A 16,226-nucleotide genomic window follows, 5' to 3' on the forward strand; every position below is an offset into this window, starting at 1 on the left:
ACTGTATTTATAAGTACATTACGAGGATAAGATCATGGCCATGGTAATCAACACTAACGTTGCGGCAATTAACAGCCAACGTAAATTAAATGACACTAACAATAACTTATCGACTTCTATGGAGCGTTTGTCATCAGGTTTGCGGGTTAACTCGGCAAAAGACGATGCGGCAGGGATGGCGATCAGCAATAAGATGACTTCGCAAATACGCGGTATGACCGTTGCTACTCGAAATGCCAATGACGGTATTTCTTTGGCACAAACCGCTGAGTCAGCGATGGGCACGATGACTGAAACCATGCAACGGATGCGTGATTTAGCCGTACAGTCTTCGAATGATGCTGGGGTGACAGCAGCCGATAGGGATAAACTACAGACAGAATTCAAACAATTGAATGATGAATTGACCCGGATTATTACCAATACCGAATTTAATGGTAAAAAAATTATTAATGGTTCTTTAAAGACGGGTTTAGCCGTTCAAGTGGGTGCTAATACAACTTCAGATAACCAGATAAAAATCTCTATCGCTAATTTAGCGAGCACTATTGTGAAGGTTACCAGCGCTACAGTTGCTTCTACTGCCGCTAAGGCTCTTTCTGCGATTACTCAGTTAGATGCTGCTATTAAGAGTATCGACACAGCAAGATCCAAACTGGGTGCGATTCAAAATCGATTCACCACCACCATTACCAACCTGCAATCATCTATCGAGAACCAATCGGCTGCCCGTTCACGGATTACCGATACTGATTTTGCCCAGGAAACGGCCAACTTGAGCCGAAATCAGATTCTGCAGCAGGCAGGCACCGCGATGTTGGCGCAAGCGAATCAGGGCGGGCAATCAGTGCTGAGTTTGCTCAGATAGGCATCATGGCAATAATCGAGGGAGGCCTATGCTTCCCTTTTTCAATAGATTAATTAGAAGGTTGGTGTCATGAACAGTGAAATTACTCATGTATCGAAGCTTGTTCCTGTGCCGGTTCTGAGAAATAAGCAAAATGACTCGAAAGAGGTTGCCGCCAATGCCAGTACAGCGAAAGAACAGCAGGTTGGCGTTGAGTCATCTAAAGAAGCTCTGAAAACACAACCGGCGGCTTTAAACGCCGAGGCAAAAGAGGCTTCTTTAGACTCGGTTAAATCGGCGGCAGCTACAGGAAACTCCATTTTTCAATCGGCAAATCGCAATCTGGAATTTCAGGTAGATGATTCGACGCAAAAGGTTGTTGTCAAGATTATCGACAGCAAGACCGGCGATTTAGTGCGACAAATTCCATCCGAGGACATGCTGGCATTTGTCAGAAGAATGCAGGAGCTTGAAGGTGATAATCAGGGAACGATGCTTCAAGATAAGGTTTAACGGGTTAGCAAGCTAAAGATTAGGAGAAGGTTATGGCTATTTCATCGTCGTTAGGAATTGGCAGTGGCATGGACATCAACGGCATCGTTAGCCAGTTAGTTGCCGCTGAAGGTCAGCCACAGTTTAATGCAATTGGGCGCCAAGAAACGGCGGCAAAAGCACAGGTCAGCGGACTGGGCAGCCTTAAGAGTGCATTATCGACTTTTCAGACTGCGGTGCGAAAGCTTAATGACGTAAACTTATTTAAAACCAATCAGGCCGTGTCCGGTAATGAAGGTATTGTAAAAATCACTGCTGGAGCAGGCTCGGTAGCCGGTTCGCATACTGTGCAAGTGACTAATTTAGCCAAAGCGCAAAAGTCTGTTGCTGTGACTGAATTTACCGGGGCATCTGAGGTGGTAGGTTCCGGCACAATGACTTTTGCGGTCGGTGACACTCCCCCTTTTTCGCTAACGATTGATTCCAGCAATAACACGTTGGCGGGTATTCGTGACGCTATCAACGGTGCATCTGATAATAATGGTGTGACCGCCAGTATTATCAATGTCAATAATTCGACTAATACGGGCACTATTTCTAAATTGGTGTTGACGGCTAAAGATACCGGTTTGGCGAATGCATTTTCTGTGGCAGTGGTTGGTGATGCTGGGTTGGCGCGGTTAGATTCATCGACACCGGCAAATTTTACCGGGGAGGCGGCCAAGGATGCGAATATTCTGGTTGATGGCCAGGCGGTTACCCGCAGCAGCAATGTTATTTCCGATGTGTTACAGGGCGTGACGCTGGATTTGCAATCAGCGGTGCCGGGTACCGATGTCAACGTAGATATTAAGCTGGACAATGAAGCGATCAAAAAAACCATTACCGATTTTGTGGCCGCTTATAACACGATGACAAGTACAGCCGAAAAGCTGGGCAAGTTTGCAGGCAAAGACGGTGGCAGCAACGGTGCGTTATTGGGTGATTCGACGCTACGAAACATTAGAAATGACTTGCGCCAACAGACCAGTGTCCCGGTGACTTCAGCAAACGCCGCTTTTAATACCCTGAAAAGCATCGGCATCGATATAGATAAAAGCGGCGTGATGACGATGGATGGCAGTAAACTTGATAAAGCCTTGGCTACCAATTTGTCATCGGTGAGCGATGTGTTTTCATCCAGTGACGGGGTTGCTACCCGATTGAATGCTAAGGTCATACAATACTTGCAAACAGGGGGGGCTTTGGACACGCGTCAAACTTCACTGAACAAACAGTTAAAACAACTTAGCGATAAACGTGATAGCGTCCAATTACGCCTGGATAATGTACAAAAAGGCTTGATGAAACAGTTTATAGCGATGGATATAGCCGTGGGAAGATTTCAATCAACCGGTTCTTTTTTAAGTAACCAAATAAATCAGTGGAGTTAGAGATGACAGCTTTAGCGTATAGGAATAATGCTAATAAATATGCCGCCATGCATACTGAAACAGTAATTGATGACGCGTCGCCTCACAAGTTGATTCAGATGCTGATGAGTGGCTTTCTGATGCGGGTCAATGCATCAAAAGGCAGTATAGATCGAGGCGATTTTGAGGAAAAAAGCATACAGATTTCCAAGGCTTCCGCCATTGTCGGAGGCTTGATGGATGGCATAGATAGTGAGCGAGGCGGCGATATAGCGGCTAATTTAATGAGTTTATATGAGTATATTAACGCGCGCTTGTTTCAAGCCAGTGCCCAGAACAGCACTGAAATCCTTGATGAGGTGCTGGTGCTGATGCGGGAAATTAAGCAAGCTTGGGATGCTATTCCTGAAACATATCAGTAATGAATACTGTCGCTGAATTATTGCAACGGCTAGACGATTTTGCCGACCTTATTGCATCCGCTATTGAATCCGGCGATTGGGATGGCTTGAATGAGATGCTAGTTAATCGGCAGGAAGTGCTACTCAAGCTATCTACATTAGCTTTGTCGGATCAGGAGCGCGAGTTAGCTGTCAAGACGATGGCTTCGATACAATCGACAGACAGGCAATTTTTGGCAATAGTGCAAGGCCAAAAAGAGATTTTACAAAAGCAAGCTGCGTTACTTGCTCATGACAGAAAAGCTGTTCGAGCGTACCAATCGGAATGACTTGAGTTGATTATGCGGGGTTGTCTAAAACGAGGTAAATCGTTTAATCGAAACTGCCCATAACGGGCATAATGAGCAAGAGTTTGTAGCGCTTGCCGAGGCATAGAAAGCCAATAATTATTTCATGGTTTTTCTGTAATTGCTTTTGATTCTTCCTGTTTTATCGCATCAAGTTGCTTTTTTAAGCTAACTGCCGATTCGAGATCCGGCGTTGTTTGTAAAATATGCTCCAGCATCAATTCGGCGGCTTCATAAACCTTGATGTCAATATAGAGCGAGGTTAGTTTTAACTTGCTTAAGGTATCTTCCGGGAAAAAGTTGATATAAGCGTTATAGCTGTCGATAGCCAGTAGGTGATCGCCGGTGATTCGAGCCAATTCTGCTTGATAGGGCAGATAAACAGGCGACAGTTGGGTCAGGCAATCCAGAGCCAAAAAGGCGTTTTGTTGGTCTTGCCAGTCAAGGCTGATGGCGGCAATCCTCAGTAAGGCTTCTTCAAGTAGGGGTGGCTGATCCAGATTAAGGATGTGATTGTAATGAACGAGGGCTGCTTCAGTATCATTTTCTAGTTCGGCAAGATAACCCTCGATCAGTAATAGATAAGGTTCTTTGTTGTCGTGATTGCTGTCATTAATAAAACCTAGCTTGAGGTTTTTTAACTCGTCGATTTTTCTGTGTTTAAACAGTAGTTTTATTTTGCTTTTTAATAGTAGTAAGGTGGAATTTTTGACTACTTTGGATTTGAAGGCAGTATCTTGCGTGGTTATGACTTGATTGAACTGGTCTTGAAAGGCTTGTAACGCTAAAGCCGTTTGTTCTGAAATAGATGCATGAGGATGTTTTTGTAGCCATAATGTGGCGCGGTGATAGCTTTTGTCTTGATCCCATTGTGCGAGTAGTCGGGAAAAGTCTGGCTCTGCTTTAAGTTCTTCTCGTCTGGTTTTGGTGCGGGCTATAGCTGAATCAATTAGGGTTGATAATTTAGTTGCACCTGACTGGTAGGCTTGATAATAGATCGTACCGAGTTTTTTGGCTTTTTCTGCATCCCAGTTGTCGGAGTCGTGTGGCGAGTTAATTTTTATAAATTGGCGTATGCCAAATTTCTTTACTAATTTGCTGTGTTTACGGTATTTCCTCTTGAGCTGTTTTTCAATGTTATCCAGTTCGCGTTTGTCTTTGTAATTTTCAATTTTGCCTTCGGCGCTATACATACGTTCATTGATAACCAGCGCTTTTTTGGCTAGTTTGGCGATAGCCTTTATTTGGAAGTCGGTTTTTTCTAGTTCATTAATAACGGCTTGATAATGTGAATTCAATAAGTCATCGGTTAGTTGCGGTATACGCTGTTTTACGCTGCTTATGTCGTTGTCTTGGATGTCAGGCAGGGTGATTTCTGTGCAGGGGATGTGGCTAATATGCTCGACCTTGGCGGCGGTGGGCGCAAGGTTGATGATTTCACAGTGGCTGCTGCTAATTTGCGCTGCCTGTTTTTCCAGTGTTAGCAATGCCGCATGATAATCCTGACCTGTAGGTCTGTATTCGCCGTTATAAATTTCAACTTGTAATGGCGTTGAGTTGTATTTTGGACCGGCTAACTGTTCGTCACTGCCTTGCGCGTGGGTGATGCCTTCTTTGGTAAAGCACAAATCAAAACCGGCTAACAGGATTTTGCTAAAGCCAAAATAATGTGCCATAGACAATGCTGAGTTGGTGACCGTCGGTCCTGTGCCCTGGATGTTAGCAATATTGAGATCCGATTGCCACGGCAGTCTTGTGCCCAAATACAGGCTCTGTCCATGCCATTGGTTAATCAATCCTGGCTGTACGTGGTATGAGTTTATAAACACGGTTTGCTCACTGAATAAAAACATTTCCCTACTGACATCTATGTTGACATCCTGGGGGTCAACTGAAAACACAAAATCGGGTTCAATACCTGCGCTAATGAGTTGCCGGGAAATTCGTGAAACCGAAAAAACCACCAGTTTGCGCCGGTTCTCCAGCAGCCATGGAAACACTGTCGTTAATGAGGGGCCGCCAGCAAGAATGATGACAGTTTTGTCTTGATAGGCGTTAGCCAGATACGTCACCGGTAAAATATTTTCGGCAATATTTTCCAGTTGGCGGCTAATAAAGGCTTCATAACCGATGGTTGTATTGTAGCGAAAATGTAATATGTGCAAGGCTTCGGTAAGTTGCCAGCCTAGTTCGGCATAATCGTCAATAATGGCTTGTTGGGCGCAGATGGCATTAAATGATTTAATGCTATTGATGTAGGAGTATTCGTTTATTTTGAAGATATGTGCCTGTTCTTCCCATAGCGCCGGTGTCGTGCAAATAATTTCTTCTGGGAGATTGTCAAGTAACTGGTGCTGGTGTAATTGCTCCAAAACCTGTTCAGGCTCAATAAAAATATAGCGTGATCCGGAAGGTATGCCCTGTTGTTGCACGTATTTAGGTAACAAGCCGGAGTCAGTGCCGATGATAATGTTAAGGCAATCTTCCTGTAGTAAGCGCTTACTGAATTCGGCATCGAAAACAGCTTGCGCACTGACCTTATCAAAGCTACCTCGATTGATATTGTACAAATACCTGTCGCCGAAGGCGTTGGTTTTGACTGTATCGGCCATCGATATTTAAGCAAAAGTGGTTGAGGTCATAATAGTCCGTGTCGGGTTGGCTAGAAAGCATAGTGCCTGGCTGTGGATATGTCAGGCAGTGAGTGCAACATGCTCACAGTGTAGATGTTATTGCAGTAATTTCAAAACGGACTGTGTTGATTGATTGGCTTGTGCCAGCATCGCTGTGCCTGCCTGTTGCAGAATCTGATTTCGGCTCAAGTTGGCAGTTTCCATCGCAAAATCAGTATCGGTAATCCGTGAGCGGGCAGCCGATTGGTTCTCGATAGAAGATTGCAAGTTGGCAATAGTGGTGGTAAAACGATTTTGAATCGCACCCAGCTTGGCTCTTGAAGTGTCGATTTTTTTAATGGCGCCATCTAATGCAGTAATCGCCGCAATAGCTTTAGAGGCCGTACCACTAAGGTTGGTAGTGGTAACAGTGGCAATAGTAGCCGATAAATTATCGATAGATATCTTTATCTGGTTATCTGAAGTTGTATTAGCCCCCACTTGAACGGCTAAGCCGGTCTTTAAGGAACCGTTAATGATCTTTTTGCCATTAAATTCGGTGTTGGTAATAATTCGACTTAACTCCTTATTTAGTTGACCAAACTCTTCTTGTAGTTTTGATCTATCTTCTGCTGTTACCCCGGCATCATTAGCCGATTGTACGGCTAGGTCACGCATCCGTTGCATGGTTTCAGTCATGGTGCCCATCGCCGCTTCAGCAGTTTGCGCCAAGGAAATGCCATCGTTAGCATTTCTCGTGGCAACGGTCATGCCGCGTATTTGCGAGGTCATGCGGTTACTGATTGCCAGTCCTGCCGCATCATCCTTGGCGCTATTAACTCGCAAACCGGACGATAACCGCTCCATAGAGGTCGATAAGTCATTGTTAGTCTTATTTAATTGGCGTTGACTGTTGAGTGCTGAAATGTTGGTGTTAATTACCATGCCGGCCATAGTTGTTCTCCTGGTAGAAAAATAAATTGTAAATGTCGAAATTTTATAAGCTATTTTTATGCCAAAAGTTAAATAAATTTTAAGTCATTGAATTTAATAAAATTAATTTAATTGTTGGTGGTGGAGTCGGTTTTTTGACTAGGGCGAATAATAGTGCTTTTGGATGAGTGACAGTTTTTTGCCGCTCAATGTGGAATTGGCTGCAAAGTTTATATTTTTTATCTTGACTTTATAGGCCGCATATAATTTAGGATGTTACCGCCAATTCAGGTAGGCGCTGAAATGATAGGCATCGAAAAACATGTGTTGCTCTAAGCTTGGTTTAACTGACTTTTTTGAAATTAAGCATTAAAAATTTGAAGGGTGAGTTAAAGTATTGTACGAGCAGGTCGATAGTATTTTTGATGTCTAAATTTTGGAGGTTTTTATGATAGGTTCAGTAGGCGGTGCGCCGGGATTAGCAACGGCTCTTATGAAAGAGAAGACGGCGATGCAGGATGTGGAGGTCGCGGTAGTTAAGAAAGGTCAGGATCTTGAAAAGGCTAAAGGGGAGTCGGCATTAAAGTTAATTGATTCGGCTTCTGGCTCATTGGGGTCGGGACGTATTGATGTGCGGGTATGATCGACTGATTTTGCGTTGATAGTGCGGCATACCAAGCCGGTTGGCAAAAAAGAGCAGCTTTACGCTGCTCTTTTTTTGTTCAGATTTTCTTTAAAATAATTTCCAGCACCAGTTTGCTGCCAAAGTAAGCCAGCAGCAGTAAAATGAAGCCGGCCAAAGTCCAGCGGACTGCGGTTTTTCCTCGCCAGCCATAACGCAATCGGCCTATCAAAAGACAAGAAAAAATGATCCAGGCGATAATCGATAATACGGTCTTGTGTACTAAATGCTGGGCGAATAAATCTTCAATAAATATAAAGCCGCTGATTAATGAAATGGTCAGGAAAAAAAGTCCTGTACCGAGCATTTGAAACAATAAGGATTCCATGGTTTGCAAGGAAGGCAATGACTGGATAAAGCGTTTGGGCGGATGGCTTTTAAGCTGCTGGTCTTGAATGGCGAGCAAAATAGCTTGCAGGGCGGCAATGTTGAGCAGACTGAAGGCGATGATGGAGGTTAAGATGTGGATACTCATCTGCCAGTTGTGGGTGTGCAGTAGATGGGGTTTTTCGGACAGGTTCAACTCTAGTACCAGCATGATGGCTGCAAGCGGAAAGATAACGAGGCCCAGTTTTTCGACAGGTTTGGTGATTGTTGCTATCAGCAGCAGCAAGGCGACAATTAGGGAAATCAGCGATGCGGTGCTGATAAAGCTAAAATTAAAGCTGGCGTTCTGCTGGAAAGCGATAGATGTATATAATGTGTGCGCGCATACTGCTGTCCATGCCAGATAAAGCGGTGTACGCTTCCGTCTGTTCAGATGGGTATCTCGGGCAATAAACAGCGTGCTTGCCAGATAAGTGCAAATTGACAGAGTAACGAGTGTGGTGTTCATTAGGGTTGTTTGTATGGTTTTGTGATCAAGTGATAACGGCGTGGACTTATTGCCTGAATGGATGCGGGTGGGCAGTGGCAGCGTCCTCATGATAAGACTGGCGGAATCTACAGGGCAGCACAAATTCCCTTGAGATTAATGCAAAGGCCTCAATGGCTATGTTAATATATCCCGCTAAATAGTCCTAGCGCATTTGTGTTAGTGAGTGGTTTCCTTAAAGATTAATAAAGACACTGATATGTTTGATAATTTAACCGATCGATTAAGTAGCACGCTTAAAAAAATTAAGGGTCAGGGGCGCTTGACTGAAGGCAATATCAAGGACACCCTGCGCGAAGTGCGTATGGCTTTGCTTGAGGCTGATGTCGCTTTGCCGGTGGTTACGGACTTTATTGAACGTATCAAGATAGGTGCGTTAGGCCAAGAAGTTCAGTCCAGTCTTTCGCCCGGGCAGTCTCTGATCAAGTTGGTTCAGGCTGAACTGGTTACGGTAATGGGTGAGGCCAACGAAAAGTTGAATCTCAACGCGGTTCCGCCTGCGATTATTTTAATGGCCGGTTTGCAGGGCGCTGGTAAAACGACGACGGTGGCTAAATTAGGCCGCTGGCTCAAAGAAAATCAAAAGAAAAAAGTCGGCGTGGTCAGTACTGACGTTTATCGGCCTGCGGCTATTAAGCAATTGCAGATGCTGGCAAATGAGGTTTCTTTGGACTTTTTTGACAGTGATGTGTCGCAAAAACCGGTAGATATTGCTAAAAACGCGATTGAAGCGGCCAAGAGAAAGTTTCTCGATGTCATTATTATCGATACCGCAGGTCGTCTGCATATTGATGATGAGATGATGGGGGAGATTAAGGAATTGCATGCGGCCATCAATCCTATCGAAACCTTGTTTGTGGTTGATAGCATGACCGGGCAGGATGCTGCGATTACTGCCAAAGCCTTTAATGATGCCTTGCCGTTGACCGGGATTATCCTGACCAAGGCGGATGGCGATGCGCGGGGCGGTGCGGCGTTGTCTATACGCCATATTACCGGCAAGCCGATCAAGTTTATCGGCATGGGCGAAAAAACCGATGCTTTGGAGCCTTTCTACCCGGATCGTATCGCCTCCCGTATCTTGGGTATGGGCGATGTGTTGGGCCTGATTGAAGAGATCGAACAGAAGGTTGATAAAGAAAAGGCTGAGAAGCTGGTCAAAAAGCTGCAAAAGGGTAAGGCCTTTGATCTGGAGGATTTTCGTGAGCAGTTGCTGCAAATGCAGAATATGGGCGGGGTCGGTTCCATGCTGGATAAATTGCCGGGTATGAATGACATTCCGCAGGAAATGAGAGATAAGGTTAATGATAAGGAATTATCGCGTCAGATTGGGGTGATTAATTCCATGACCATGAAGGAGCGACGTTATCCTGATTTGATTAAAGGCGGCCGCAAGAAACGTATTGCCGATGGTTGCGGACAACAATTATCGGATGTTAATCGCATCTTGAAGCAGTTTATGATGATGCAGAAAATGATGAAGCGTTTCAAAACAGGCAACATGACCAATATGATGCGGGGCATAAAAAATAATGTGCGCGGCATGAGTATGAGAAGGTAGTTTTTTGGTGGCTAATCAGCAGCAAAAAACAAAGCGCTGATGCATCCGGCTCATGCTAAGCACCTCTACATAAAACACATGGATGTGGGAAATGCAGAGAAATAACGGGATCATTTCCTGTCCATGCAGTCGTAGAGGCGCCTACTTTTGGCACCTGCGTTCCATGAATTAAATGAAGTGCGTGTTGTTCTTTACTTGTATAGAAAATCGCGTAAAATAAGTCGATTAAATTTTGATTAATTGTTTTTGAGGAGCTTTGATGGTAACCATTCGTCTTTCTAGAGGTGGCGCGAAAAATCGTCCTTTCTACCACGTTGTTGTAACCGATAGCAGAAGCGGTCGTGATGGTCGTTATATCGAACGTCTTGGTTTTTTTAACCCGTTAGCGCGTGGTAATGAAGAAAAATTGCGTTTAGATTGCGACCGTGTTGATCATTGGAAAGCCAATGGCGCACAGCCTTCTGAGCGTGTTGCAAAATTGATTAAAGACGCACGTAAAGCGGCGGCATAAACCTAAATTGTCAAAGCAACAGCATATAAGTGTCGGAAAAATTTCCGGCGTTTTTGGTATAAAGGGATGGGTTAAGGTATTTTCCTTTACTGATCCGAGGGAAAATATTTTAACTTATTCCCCCTGGTTGTTGAAAAAAGACGATGAAACAAAAACGGTTAGTGTTGTTGACGGGCAGCTGCAAGGTAAGACCATAGTCGCTCAGTTGACGGGTGTTAATGATAGAAATCAAGCAGAAAGTCTGATGGGTTGGGATATTTTCATAACCCAAGAGCAATTGCCTAACGCTGCTAAAGATGAATATTACTGGTCTGATTTGATGGGTTTGCATGTTGAAACCGTTGATGGTGTTCAGCTAGGTCTGGTTGATAGTCTGCTGGAAACAGGCGCTAATGATGTGATCATTGTTCAGGGAGAGCGAGAACGGGTTATTCCGTTTTTACAGGGACAAACGATAATTAGCGTTGATCTGGTTGCAGGTAAAATTATTGTCGACTGGGATCCTGAGTTTTAATTGCTGTCATGCGTTTTGATGTTGTAACCTTATTTCCAGAAATGGTGGTGGCGGCTGCGGGTTGCGGCGTAACCGGCAGGGCAATCGAACGCAACATCGTCAGTTTGTCGGTATGGAATCCTCGGGACTATACCGTGGATAGACACAGAACTGTTGATGATCGGCCTTACGGCGGCGGTCCTGGTATGGTCATGAAATATCAGCCCTTGCATGATGCGGTTAATGATGCAAAACAGGCTGGCGAAAAAACCGCTAAAGTGGTTTATTTGAGTCCGCAAGGCAAGCCGATTACTCAGGCTTTGTTGTCAGAAGCTTGTAATGAAACGCAATTAATTTTAGTTGCGGGGCGTTATGAAGGTATTGATGAACGTTTTGTCGAGTTGGATTGCGCCGATGAATGGTCTATCGGCGACTATGTTATCAGTGGCGGCGAACTTGCAGCCTTGGTAGTCATTGATGCAATAACGCGTTTATTGCCGGGTGTGCTTGGCGATGAAGGCTCTGCCCAGCAGGACTCTCACAGCGACGGTTTGCTAGATTGCCCTCACTTTACTAGGCCTGAACAAATTGAAGGACGTTCGGTGCCGACGGTTTTATTAGGTGGTAATCATGCGGATATAGCTCGCTGGCGAATGAAGCAGGCTTTAGGTAGAACTTGGCAGAAACGGCCGGATTTGCTGGAAAAAAAGAATTTGAGTGCAGAGCAGGAAAATTTGCTTAGAGAATTTATTGTGGAGTTGGTTTAAATTAAGGTGTGGTAATGAGCAATATTATTGATGAATTGGAAGCAGAACAACTGAAACAGATTCCTGACTTTGGTCCAGGTGACACGGTTGTTGTGCAGGTTAAGGTAAAAGAAGGCGAGCGTGAAAGAATTCAGGCTTTTGAAGGTATCGTGATTGCAAAACGTAATCGCGGATTAAACTCAGCTTTCACAGTAAGAAAAATTTCTCACGGTACTGGTGTTGAGCGTGTATTTCAAACGCACAGCCCTATCATTAGCGAGATCAATGTTAAGCGTCGCGGCGATGTACGTCGTGCCAAGTTGTATTACTTGCGTGACCTGACTGGTAAAGCGGCTCGTATTAAAGAAAAACTTTAATCAGGCGTTTTTACGCGAGATAAAAAGGCAGCTTTGAGCTGCCTTTTTTTATGGCTAATCTTTTATCGAATAATTAAAACTTAGATTCAAGGTTTATTGAATGCCATTTATAATTCAGTGGGTGGAAAACTGTTCGGGATCTGAGGAAGTTGTGAGACTTCAGACTCCGGCAGGACGACTGGCTTTATATTATCAACAGGGTGTGATCATCAAAACTGATTGGGAATTGGGTGATTACCTGAGTCTGACCGGTGAGCATGAATTAAACTCGTATTGGCAGCATGTCGATAATCGCATTAATATTAAATTGTTAAAACAAGGCAGTGTATATAGAAACCAGGTCTGGGCTGCGCTTTGCCAGATACCCTTTGGCGAAACCCTGACTTATTCTGCATTGGCAAAAAAAATAGGTTCTTCTGCACGTGCGGTCGGTAATGCGTGTAGAGACAATCCTTATGCTTTATTTATTCCCTGTCATCGGGTGGTTTCTGTTTCCGGTATGGGCGGCTATTGCGGGCAAACTGAGGGTGATTTTATGGCTATAAAACACAAATTACTGGAATTTGAAGCAAACTATAAAAAATGAATGCAGCTGTGTTGATCGACCAATTTCTTGATGCTGTTTGGGTAGAGCAGGGCTTGAGCGAGAATACGCTTTCAGCCTATGGTAGTGATTTGAGAATTTTTGCCAAATGGTTGGCAGAAAAGCCTATGCTCGACGTTGATGGTGGAGAGTTATCAAGTTTTCTTGCCAGCCGCTATAAAGACGGCATAGGCAACCGATCTACTGCGCGCATCTTGTCCAGTCTTCGACGGTTCTATGGCTATTATATCCGAGAAAATAGCATCAAAGTCGACCCCACCGCCTTGATAGAATCGCCTCATATTGGTCAACTATTGCCCACATCGCTCTCTGAAAAGGATGTCGAATTATTGTTGGCAGCGCCGGAAGTCACCAATACCTTGGGTTTTAGGGATAGAGCTATGCTGGAAATGCTTTATGCCACAGGACTTAGGGTGTCGGAACTGGTCAATTTAAAGTTTGAGCAGATCAGTTTTAGGCAAGGTGTGGTCAGAATTATCGGCAAAGGCAACAAAGAGCGACTGGTGCCGGTCGGCGAAGAAGCCATGAGCTGGCTGGAGGATTATATGAGTCAAGCGAGAAAGATCCTACTTGGTGAGCGCCAATGCGATTATTTGTTTGTCACCAATCGGGCCGACGGCATGACTAGGCAGGCTTTTTGGCATATTATCAAACGTCATGCAAAAAAAGCCGGCATCAACAAAGAACTGTCGCCGCATACCTTAAGACATGCTTTCGCTACCCATTTGTTAAATCATGGCGCGGATTTGCGCGTGGTACAACTATTGCTCGGGCATTCGGATTTATCCACCACGCAAATTTATACCCATATTGCCCGCGAAAGACTCAAAGAATTACATGCAAAATATCATCCAAGAGGATAGCTAAGATGACTCAAAATATTCACCCGACCGCTTACATAGCACCGGATGTATCGCTGGGAGACAATGTGACGGTAGGGCCTTTTGCCGTTATTGAGACAGGTGCTCAAATGGGTGCTAACTGTCAGGTCGGCGCTCATGCTGTGGTGCACAGTCATGTGAAAATGGGTGACGACAATATTTTACATCCGCATGCGGTGTTAGGCGGATTGCCGCAAGATACCGGCTTTAAAGCTGAAACGGTTTCCTGGCTTATCTGCGGTGACAATAATGTTTTTCGAGAGGGCTTTACTGCACACCGAGCCTCTAAAGAACATGCCGAGACACATATTGGTTCAGGTTGTTTCTTTATGAACAACAGTCATGTCGCGCATGACTGTATAGTCGGTAATAACACCATATTTGCCAATAATGTCGCGATCGGCGGATTTGTCGAAGTCGGCAATAATGTTTTTATCGGCGGGGCAGTGGTTGCGCACCAGTTTTGCCGGATCGGCTCATTCGCGATAGTGCAGGGCACAACCGGTCTTAATATGGATGTTATTCCCTTTATGCTGATTGGCGGGCGTCCCGCGCGGCATTATAAGTTAAACACCGTAGGATTAAGACGTGCAGGCATTACCGGAGAGCGCTATAACGTGCTGTCGGCGGCATTTCGCCTGTTAAAGAACAAACAAAGCCTGGATGACTTGGAAGAAACGGAAGAATTAAAGCAATTGAAAGACTGGCTGGCCGTTAAGTCCAAGCGCGGCGTGCATGGCTTTGTTGATGTGTCGAAAAAGTAGGGTGAGCAGCGCTTTTTTTTGCCCGTATAAGATTTCAAGCCGGATGAAGATTTCAATCGCTGATACCTCTTCAATGTGGAAACGTCGATTCAGTCTGCGGCTAATGATGGATGCTGAAAAATCAACCTTGTCCGGCTTAAATTTCCAGTATCTGGTATCATAAGCGATTGAATTACGGCACTTCGCCGCCGTTCACGTCAACATAAAGAGTCCTTAGTGAGTACTGCCAAATTTTCATCCCTAGCTTTAAAACCCGCCTTGCTTGAAAACATTGAATCCCTGGGTTATACCCACCTAACGCCCATTCAAGCAGAGAGTCTGCCGCATATTCTTGAGGGCAGGGACGTGATTGCGCAGGCTAAGACCGGCAGTGGAAAAACCGCTGCATTTGGTATTGGTCTATTATCCAAGTTGGATTTGAACAGCTTTAGAGTTCAGGCGATGGTTGTTTGCCCAACCCGTGAGCTTGCCGATCAGGTCGGCAAAGAGATTCGGCGCTTAGCGCGATTCACGCAAAATATTAAGGTATTGACCTTGTGCGGCGGCGTACCTTTCGGGCCGCAGCTGGGTTCTCTGGAACATGGCGTTCATGTAGTGGTCGGCACGCCGGGCCGGTTGCAGGAACATCTGCGCAAACGCAGCTTACGCTTAAGCAATCTCAAGGTGCTGGTGCTGGATGAGGCCGACCGGATGCTGGATATGGGCTTTGAAGAGGCGATTTCCGATGTGGTTTCCTACGCGCCGACGCACCGGCAAACCTTGCTGTTTTCAGCGACGTATACCGATCCTATTCGGGAAATAAGCCAGAAATTTCAGTTTAAGCCGGTTTCCGTCAGTATTGAGAGCAGTCACCATGACAGCGATATTGAGCAGCGTTTTTACCAAGTAGAAAAGTCTAAACGGATCAGCGCGCTGGGTTATCTTTTATCTTACTATCGGCCTGAATCAGCCGTGGTCTTTTGCAATACCAAACGGGATTGCCAGGATGTGGCAAGTTCGCTTGAAAACAGCGGTTTTTCGGTTCAGGCCTTGCATGGCGATTTAGAGCAAAAGCATCGGGATCAGGTATTGGTGCGTTTTTCCAATAAGAGCTGCTCTGTTTTGGTAGCGACCGATGTGGCTGCGCGAGGCCTGGATATTAAGGATATGCAAGCGGTGATCAATTACGAATTGCCTTGGGATCCTGAAATTTATGTACACCGGATTGGGCGTACCGGCCGCGCCGGTAACAAGGGCTTGGCGCTTAGCTTATGCACGGAACAGGAATTAAACCGGGTTAAAGCGATTGAGGAGTATCAAGCTATTCCGGTTAAGTGGGACGAAGTTGCGCCTTTTCAGATGGGTTACGAACAGCGCTTTGAGCCGCCGATGGTGACCTTGTGGATAGACGGCGGGCGAAAAAATAAAGTGCGTCCGGGAGATATACTCGGTGCGTTAACGGGTGATTCGGGAATTGCGGGCAGTGAAGTCGGTAAAATCGATATTTTCGATGCCCATGCTTACGTGGCTATCAAGCATGGCAGTGTTGATAAGGCCTTGGCTTGCTTGAGAAACGGGAAAATAAAGGGACGCAATTTTAACGTTCGTAAGTCCCAGTGGGGATAAGCGAAAGGGTGACTTGCCGGTCGCCCTTTTAACGGTATTTCCTAAGCGGGACGGGGTTTGCAACCCCGTTCTTAACGTTTTGCT

18 protein-coding genes are annotated in these 16,226 nt (G+C 45.2%); 15 read left to right on the forward strand and 3 right to left on the reverse strand.

Annotated features, from left to right (window positions below; translation table 11 throughout):
* The first annotated feature begins 34 nt into the window (after positions 1-34).
* From ABXJ76_RS02640 to ABXJ76_RS02660, 5 genes are all read left to right on the forward strand, one after another.
* Positions 35-868 (forward strand): flagellin, encoded by an 834-nt coding sequence (locus ABXJ76_RS02640; protein WP_432743843.1) that lies wholly within the window; start codon positions 35-37, stop codon positions 866-868.
* Positions 869-937: 69 nt separating this feature from the next.
* Positions 938-1,360 (forward strand): flagellar protein FlaG, encoded by a 423-nt coding sequence (locus ABXJ76_RS02645; RefSeq protein WP_432743845.1) that lies wholly within the window; start codon positions 938-940, stop codon positions 1,358-1,360.
* Between the two features lie 32 nt (positions 1,361-1,392).
* Complete coding sequence (gene fliD / locus ABXJ76_RS02650) at positions 1,393-2,772, forward strand: flagellar filament capping protein FliD (protein ID WP_432743847.1); 1,380 nt, start codon at positions 1,393-1,395, stop codon at positions 2,770-2,772.
* Positions 2,773-2,774: 2 nt separating this feature from the next.
* Positions 2,775-3,173: a flagellar export chaperone FliS gene (gene fliS, locus ABXJ76_RS02655; protein WP_432743849.1), complete on the forward strand. Its 399-nt coding sequence runs from the start codon at positions 2,775-2,777 to the stop codon at positions 3,171-3,173.
* Entirely contained in the window at positions 3,173-3,481 is a 309-nt protein-coding gene (locus ABXJ76_RS02660) for a flagellar protein FliT (RefSeq protein ID WP_432743851.1), read from the forward strand. Before fliS ends, ABXJ76_RS02660 begins: the two co-directional genes overlap by 1 nt.
* Positions 3,482-3,603: 122 nt before the next feature.
* On the opposite strand, the gene ABXJ76_RS02665 is transcribed toward ABXJ76_RS02660, so the two are convergent.
* Both ABXJ76_RS02665 and ABXJ76_RS02670 read right to left on the reverse strand, forming a co-directional pair.
* Positions 3,604-6,111, reverse strand: coding sequence for a 6-hydroxymethylpterin diphosphokinase MptE-like protein (locus ABXJ76_RS02665; protein ID WP_432743853.1), 2,508 nt, complete (start codon positions 6,109-6,111; stop codon positions 3,604-3,606).
* Between the two features lie 117 nt (positions 6,112-6,228).
* Positions 6,229-7,056, reverse strand: coding sequence for a flagellin (locus ABXJ76_RS02670; protein ID WP_432746420.1), 828 nt, complete (start codon positions 7,054-7,056; stop codon positions 6,229-6,231).
* Positions 7,057-7,492: 436 nt separating this feature from the next.
* On the opposite strand from ABXJ76_RS02670, the gene ABXJ76_RS02675 reads away from it, so the two are divergent.
* Positions 7,493-7,687, forward strand: coding sequence for a hypothetical protein (locus tag ABXJ76_RS02675; protein ID WP_432743855.1), 195 nt, complete (start codon positions 7,493-7,495; stop codon positions 7,685-7,687).
* Between the two features lie 79 nt (positions 7,688-7,766).
* Here the strand turns inward: ABXJ76_RS02675 and ABXJ76_RS02680 are convergent, their stop codons facing one another.
* Positions 7,767-8,561, reverse strand: coding sequence for a cytochrome C assembly family protein (locus ABXJ76_RS02680; RefSeq protein ID WP_432743857.1), 795 nt, complete (start codon positions 8,559-8,561; stop codon positions 7,767-7,769).
* Positions 8,562-8,799: 238 nt separating this feature from the next.
* Between ABXJ76_RS02680 and ffh the strand changes: the two genes are divergently transcribed.
* The 9 genes from ffh (at position 8,800) to dbpA (ending at position 16,142) form a co-directional block, all read left to right on the forward strand.
* Positions 8,800-10,161 (forward strand): signal recognition particle protein, encoded by a 1,362-nt coding sequence (ffh, locus tag ABXJ76_RS02685; protein WP_432743859.1) that lies wholly within the window; start codon positions 8,800-8,802, stop codon positions 10,159-10,161.
* Positions 10,162-10,420: 259 nt separating this feature from the next.
* Positions 10,421-10,672 (forward strand): 30S ribosomal protein S16, encoded by a 252-nt coding sequence (gene rpsP / locus ABXJ76_RS02690; protein ID WP_340121031.1) that lies wholly within the window; start codon positions 10,421-10,423, stop codon positions 10,670-10,672.
* Positions 10,673-10,679: 7 nt separating this feature from the next.
* Positions 10,680-11,186, forward strand: a complete 507-nt coding sequence (gene rimM / locus ABXJ76_RS02695; protein WP_432743861.1) for a ribosome maturation factor RimM — start codon at positions 10,680-10,682, stop codon at positions 11,184-11,186.
* Between the two features lie 8 nt (positions 11,187-11,194).
* The gene (gene trmD, locus ABXJ76_RS02700; RefSeq protein ID WP_432743863.1) at positions 11,195-11,932 is read left to right on the forward strand and encodes a tRNA (guanosine(37)-N1)-methyltransferase TrmD; all 738 of its coding nucleotides are present in this window, start codon (positions 11,195-11,197) and stop codon (positions 11,930-11,932) included.
* 14 nt (positions 11,933-11,946) lie between these two features.
* Entirely contained in the window at positions 11,947-12,288 is a 342-nt protein-coding gene (rplS, locus tag ABXJ76_RS02705) for a 50S ribosomal protein L19 (RefSeq protein ID WP_305269899.1), read from the forward strand.
* A gap of 100 nt (positions 12,289-12,388) precedes the next feature.
* A complete protein-coding gene (locus ABXJ76_RS02710; protein ID WP_432743865.1) occupies positions 12,389-12,874 on the forward strand; it encodes a methylated-DNA--[protein]-cysteine S-methyltransferase in 486 nt (161 codons plus the stop codon).
* Positions 12,871-13,755 carry a site-specific tyrosine recombinase XerD gene (gene xerD, locus ABXJ76_RS02715; protein ID WP_432743867.1) on the forward strand — a complete coding sequence of 295 codons (885 nt, stop codon included), beginning with the start codon at positions 12,871-12,873 and terminating at the stop codon, positions 13,753-13,755. The genes ABXJ76_RS02710 and xerD overlap by 4 nt, the downstream gene beginning before the upstream one ends.
* A gap of 5 nt (positions 13,756-13,760) precedes the next feature.
* Positions 13,761-14,537, forward strand: a complete 777-nt coding sequence (lpxA, locus tag ABXJ76_RS02720; RefSeq protein ID WP_432743868.1) for an acyl-ACP--UDP-N-acetylglucosamine O-acyltransferase — start codon at positions 13,761-13,763, stop codon at positions 14,535-14,537.
* Between the two features lie 216 nt (positions 14,538-14,753).
* Positions 14,754-16,142, forward strand: coding sequence for an ATP-dependent RNA helicase DbpA (gene dbpA / locus ABXJ76_RS02725; RefSeq protein ID WP_432743870.1), 1,389 nt, complete (start codon positions 14,754-14,756; stop codon positions 16,140-16,142).
* Positions 16,143-16,226 lie beyond the last annotated feature (84 nt).

The sequence above is a fragment of the Methylobacter arcticus genome (assembly GCF_050917435.1).
Classification (GTDB): domain Bacteria; phylum Pseudomonadota; class Gammaproteobacteria; order Methylococcales; family Methylomonadaceae; genus Methylobacter_A; species Methylobacter_A titanis.

What these genes read in the sequence shown, in the direction of transcription:
- trmD (WP_432743863.1), top strand. Translation starts at nt 11,195, where the DNA reads ATGCGTTTTGATGTTGTAACCTTATTTCCAGAAATGGTGGTGGCGGCT.
- ABXJ76_RS02665 (WP_432743853.1), bottom strand. Translation starts at nt 6,111, where the DNA reads ATGGCCGATACAGTCAAAACCAACGCCTTCGGCGACAGGTATTTGTAC.
- ABXJ76_RS02680 (WP_432743857.1), bottom strand. Translation starts at nt 8,561, where the DNA reads ATGAACACCACACTCGTTACTCTGTCAATTTGCACTTATCTGGCAAGC.
- ABXJ76_RS02645 (WP_432743845.1), top strand. Translation starts at nt 938, where the DNA reads ATGAACAGTGAAATTACTCATGTATCGAAGCTTGTTCCTGTGCCGGTT.
- rplS (WP_305269899.1), top strand. Translation starts at nt 11,947, where the DNA reads ATGAGCAATATTATTGATGAATTGGAAGCAGAACAACTGAAACAGATT.
- ABXJ76_RS02675 (WP_432743855.1), top strand. Translation starts at nt 7,493, where the DNA reads ATGATAGGTTCAGTAGGCGGTGCGCCGGGATTAGCAACGGCTCTTATG.
- rpsP (WP_340121031.1), top strand. Translation starts at nt 10,421, where the DNA reads ATGGTAACCATTCGTCTTTCTAGAGGTGGCGCGAAAAATCGTCCTTTC.
- ABXJ76_RS02640 (WP_432743843.1), top strand. Translation starts at nt 35, where the DNA reads ATGGCCATGGTAATCAACACTAACGTTGCGGCAATTAACAGCCAACGT.
- ABXJ76_RS02660 (WP_432743851.1), top strand. Translation starts at nt 3,173, where the DNA reads ATGAATACTGTCGCTGAATTATTGCAACGGCTAGACGATTTTGCCGAC.
- ABXJ76_RS02670 (WP_432746420.1), bottom strand. Translation starts at nt 7,056, where the DNA reads ATGGTAATTAACACCAACATTTCAGCACTCAACAGTCAACGCCAATTA.
- ABXJ76_RS02710 (WP_432743865.1), top strand. Translation starts at nt 12,389, where the DNA reads ATGCCATTTATAATTCAGTGGGTGGAAAACTGTTCGGGATCTGAGGAA.
- ffh (WP_432743859.1), top strand. Translation starts at nt 8,800, where the DNA reads ATGTTTGATAATTTAACCGATCGATTAAGTAGCACGCTTAAAAAAATT.
- lpxA (WP_432743868.1), top strand. Translation starts at nt 13,761, where the DNA reads ATGACTCAAAATATTCACCCGACCGCTTACATAGCACCGGATGTATCG.
- fliD (WP_432743847.1), top strand. Translation starts at nt 1,393, where the DNA reads ATGGCTATTTCATCGTCGTTAGGAATTGGCAGTGGCATGGACATCAAC.
- fliS (WP_432743849.1), top strand. Translation starts at nt 2,775, where the DNA reads ATGACAGCTTTAGCGTATAGGAATAATGCTAATAAATATGCCGCCATG.
- xerD (WP_432743867.1), top strand. Translation starts at nt 12,871, where the DNA reads ATGAATGCAGCTGTGTTGATCGACCAATTTCTTGATGCTGTTTGGGTA.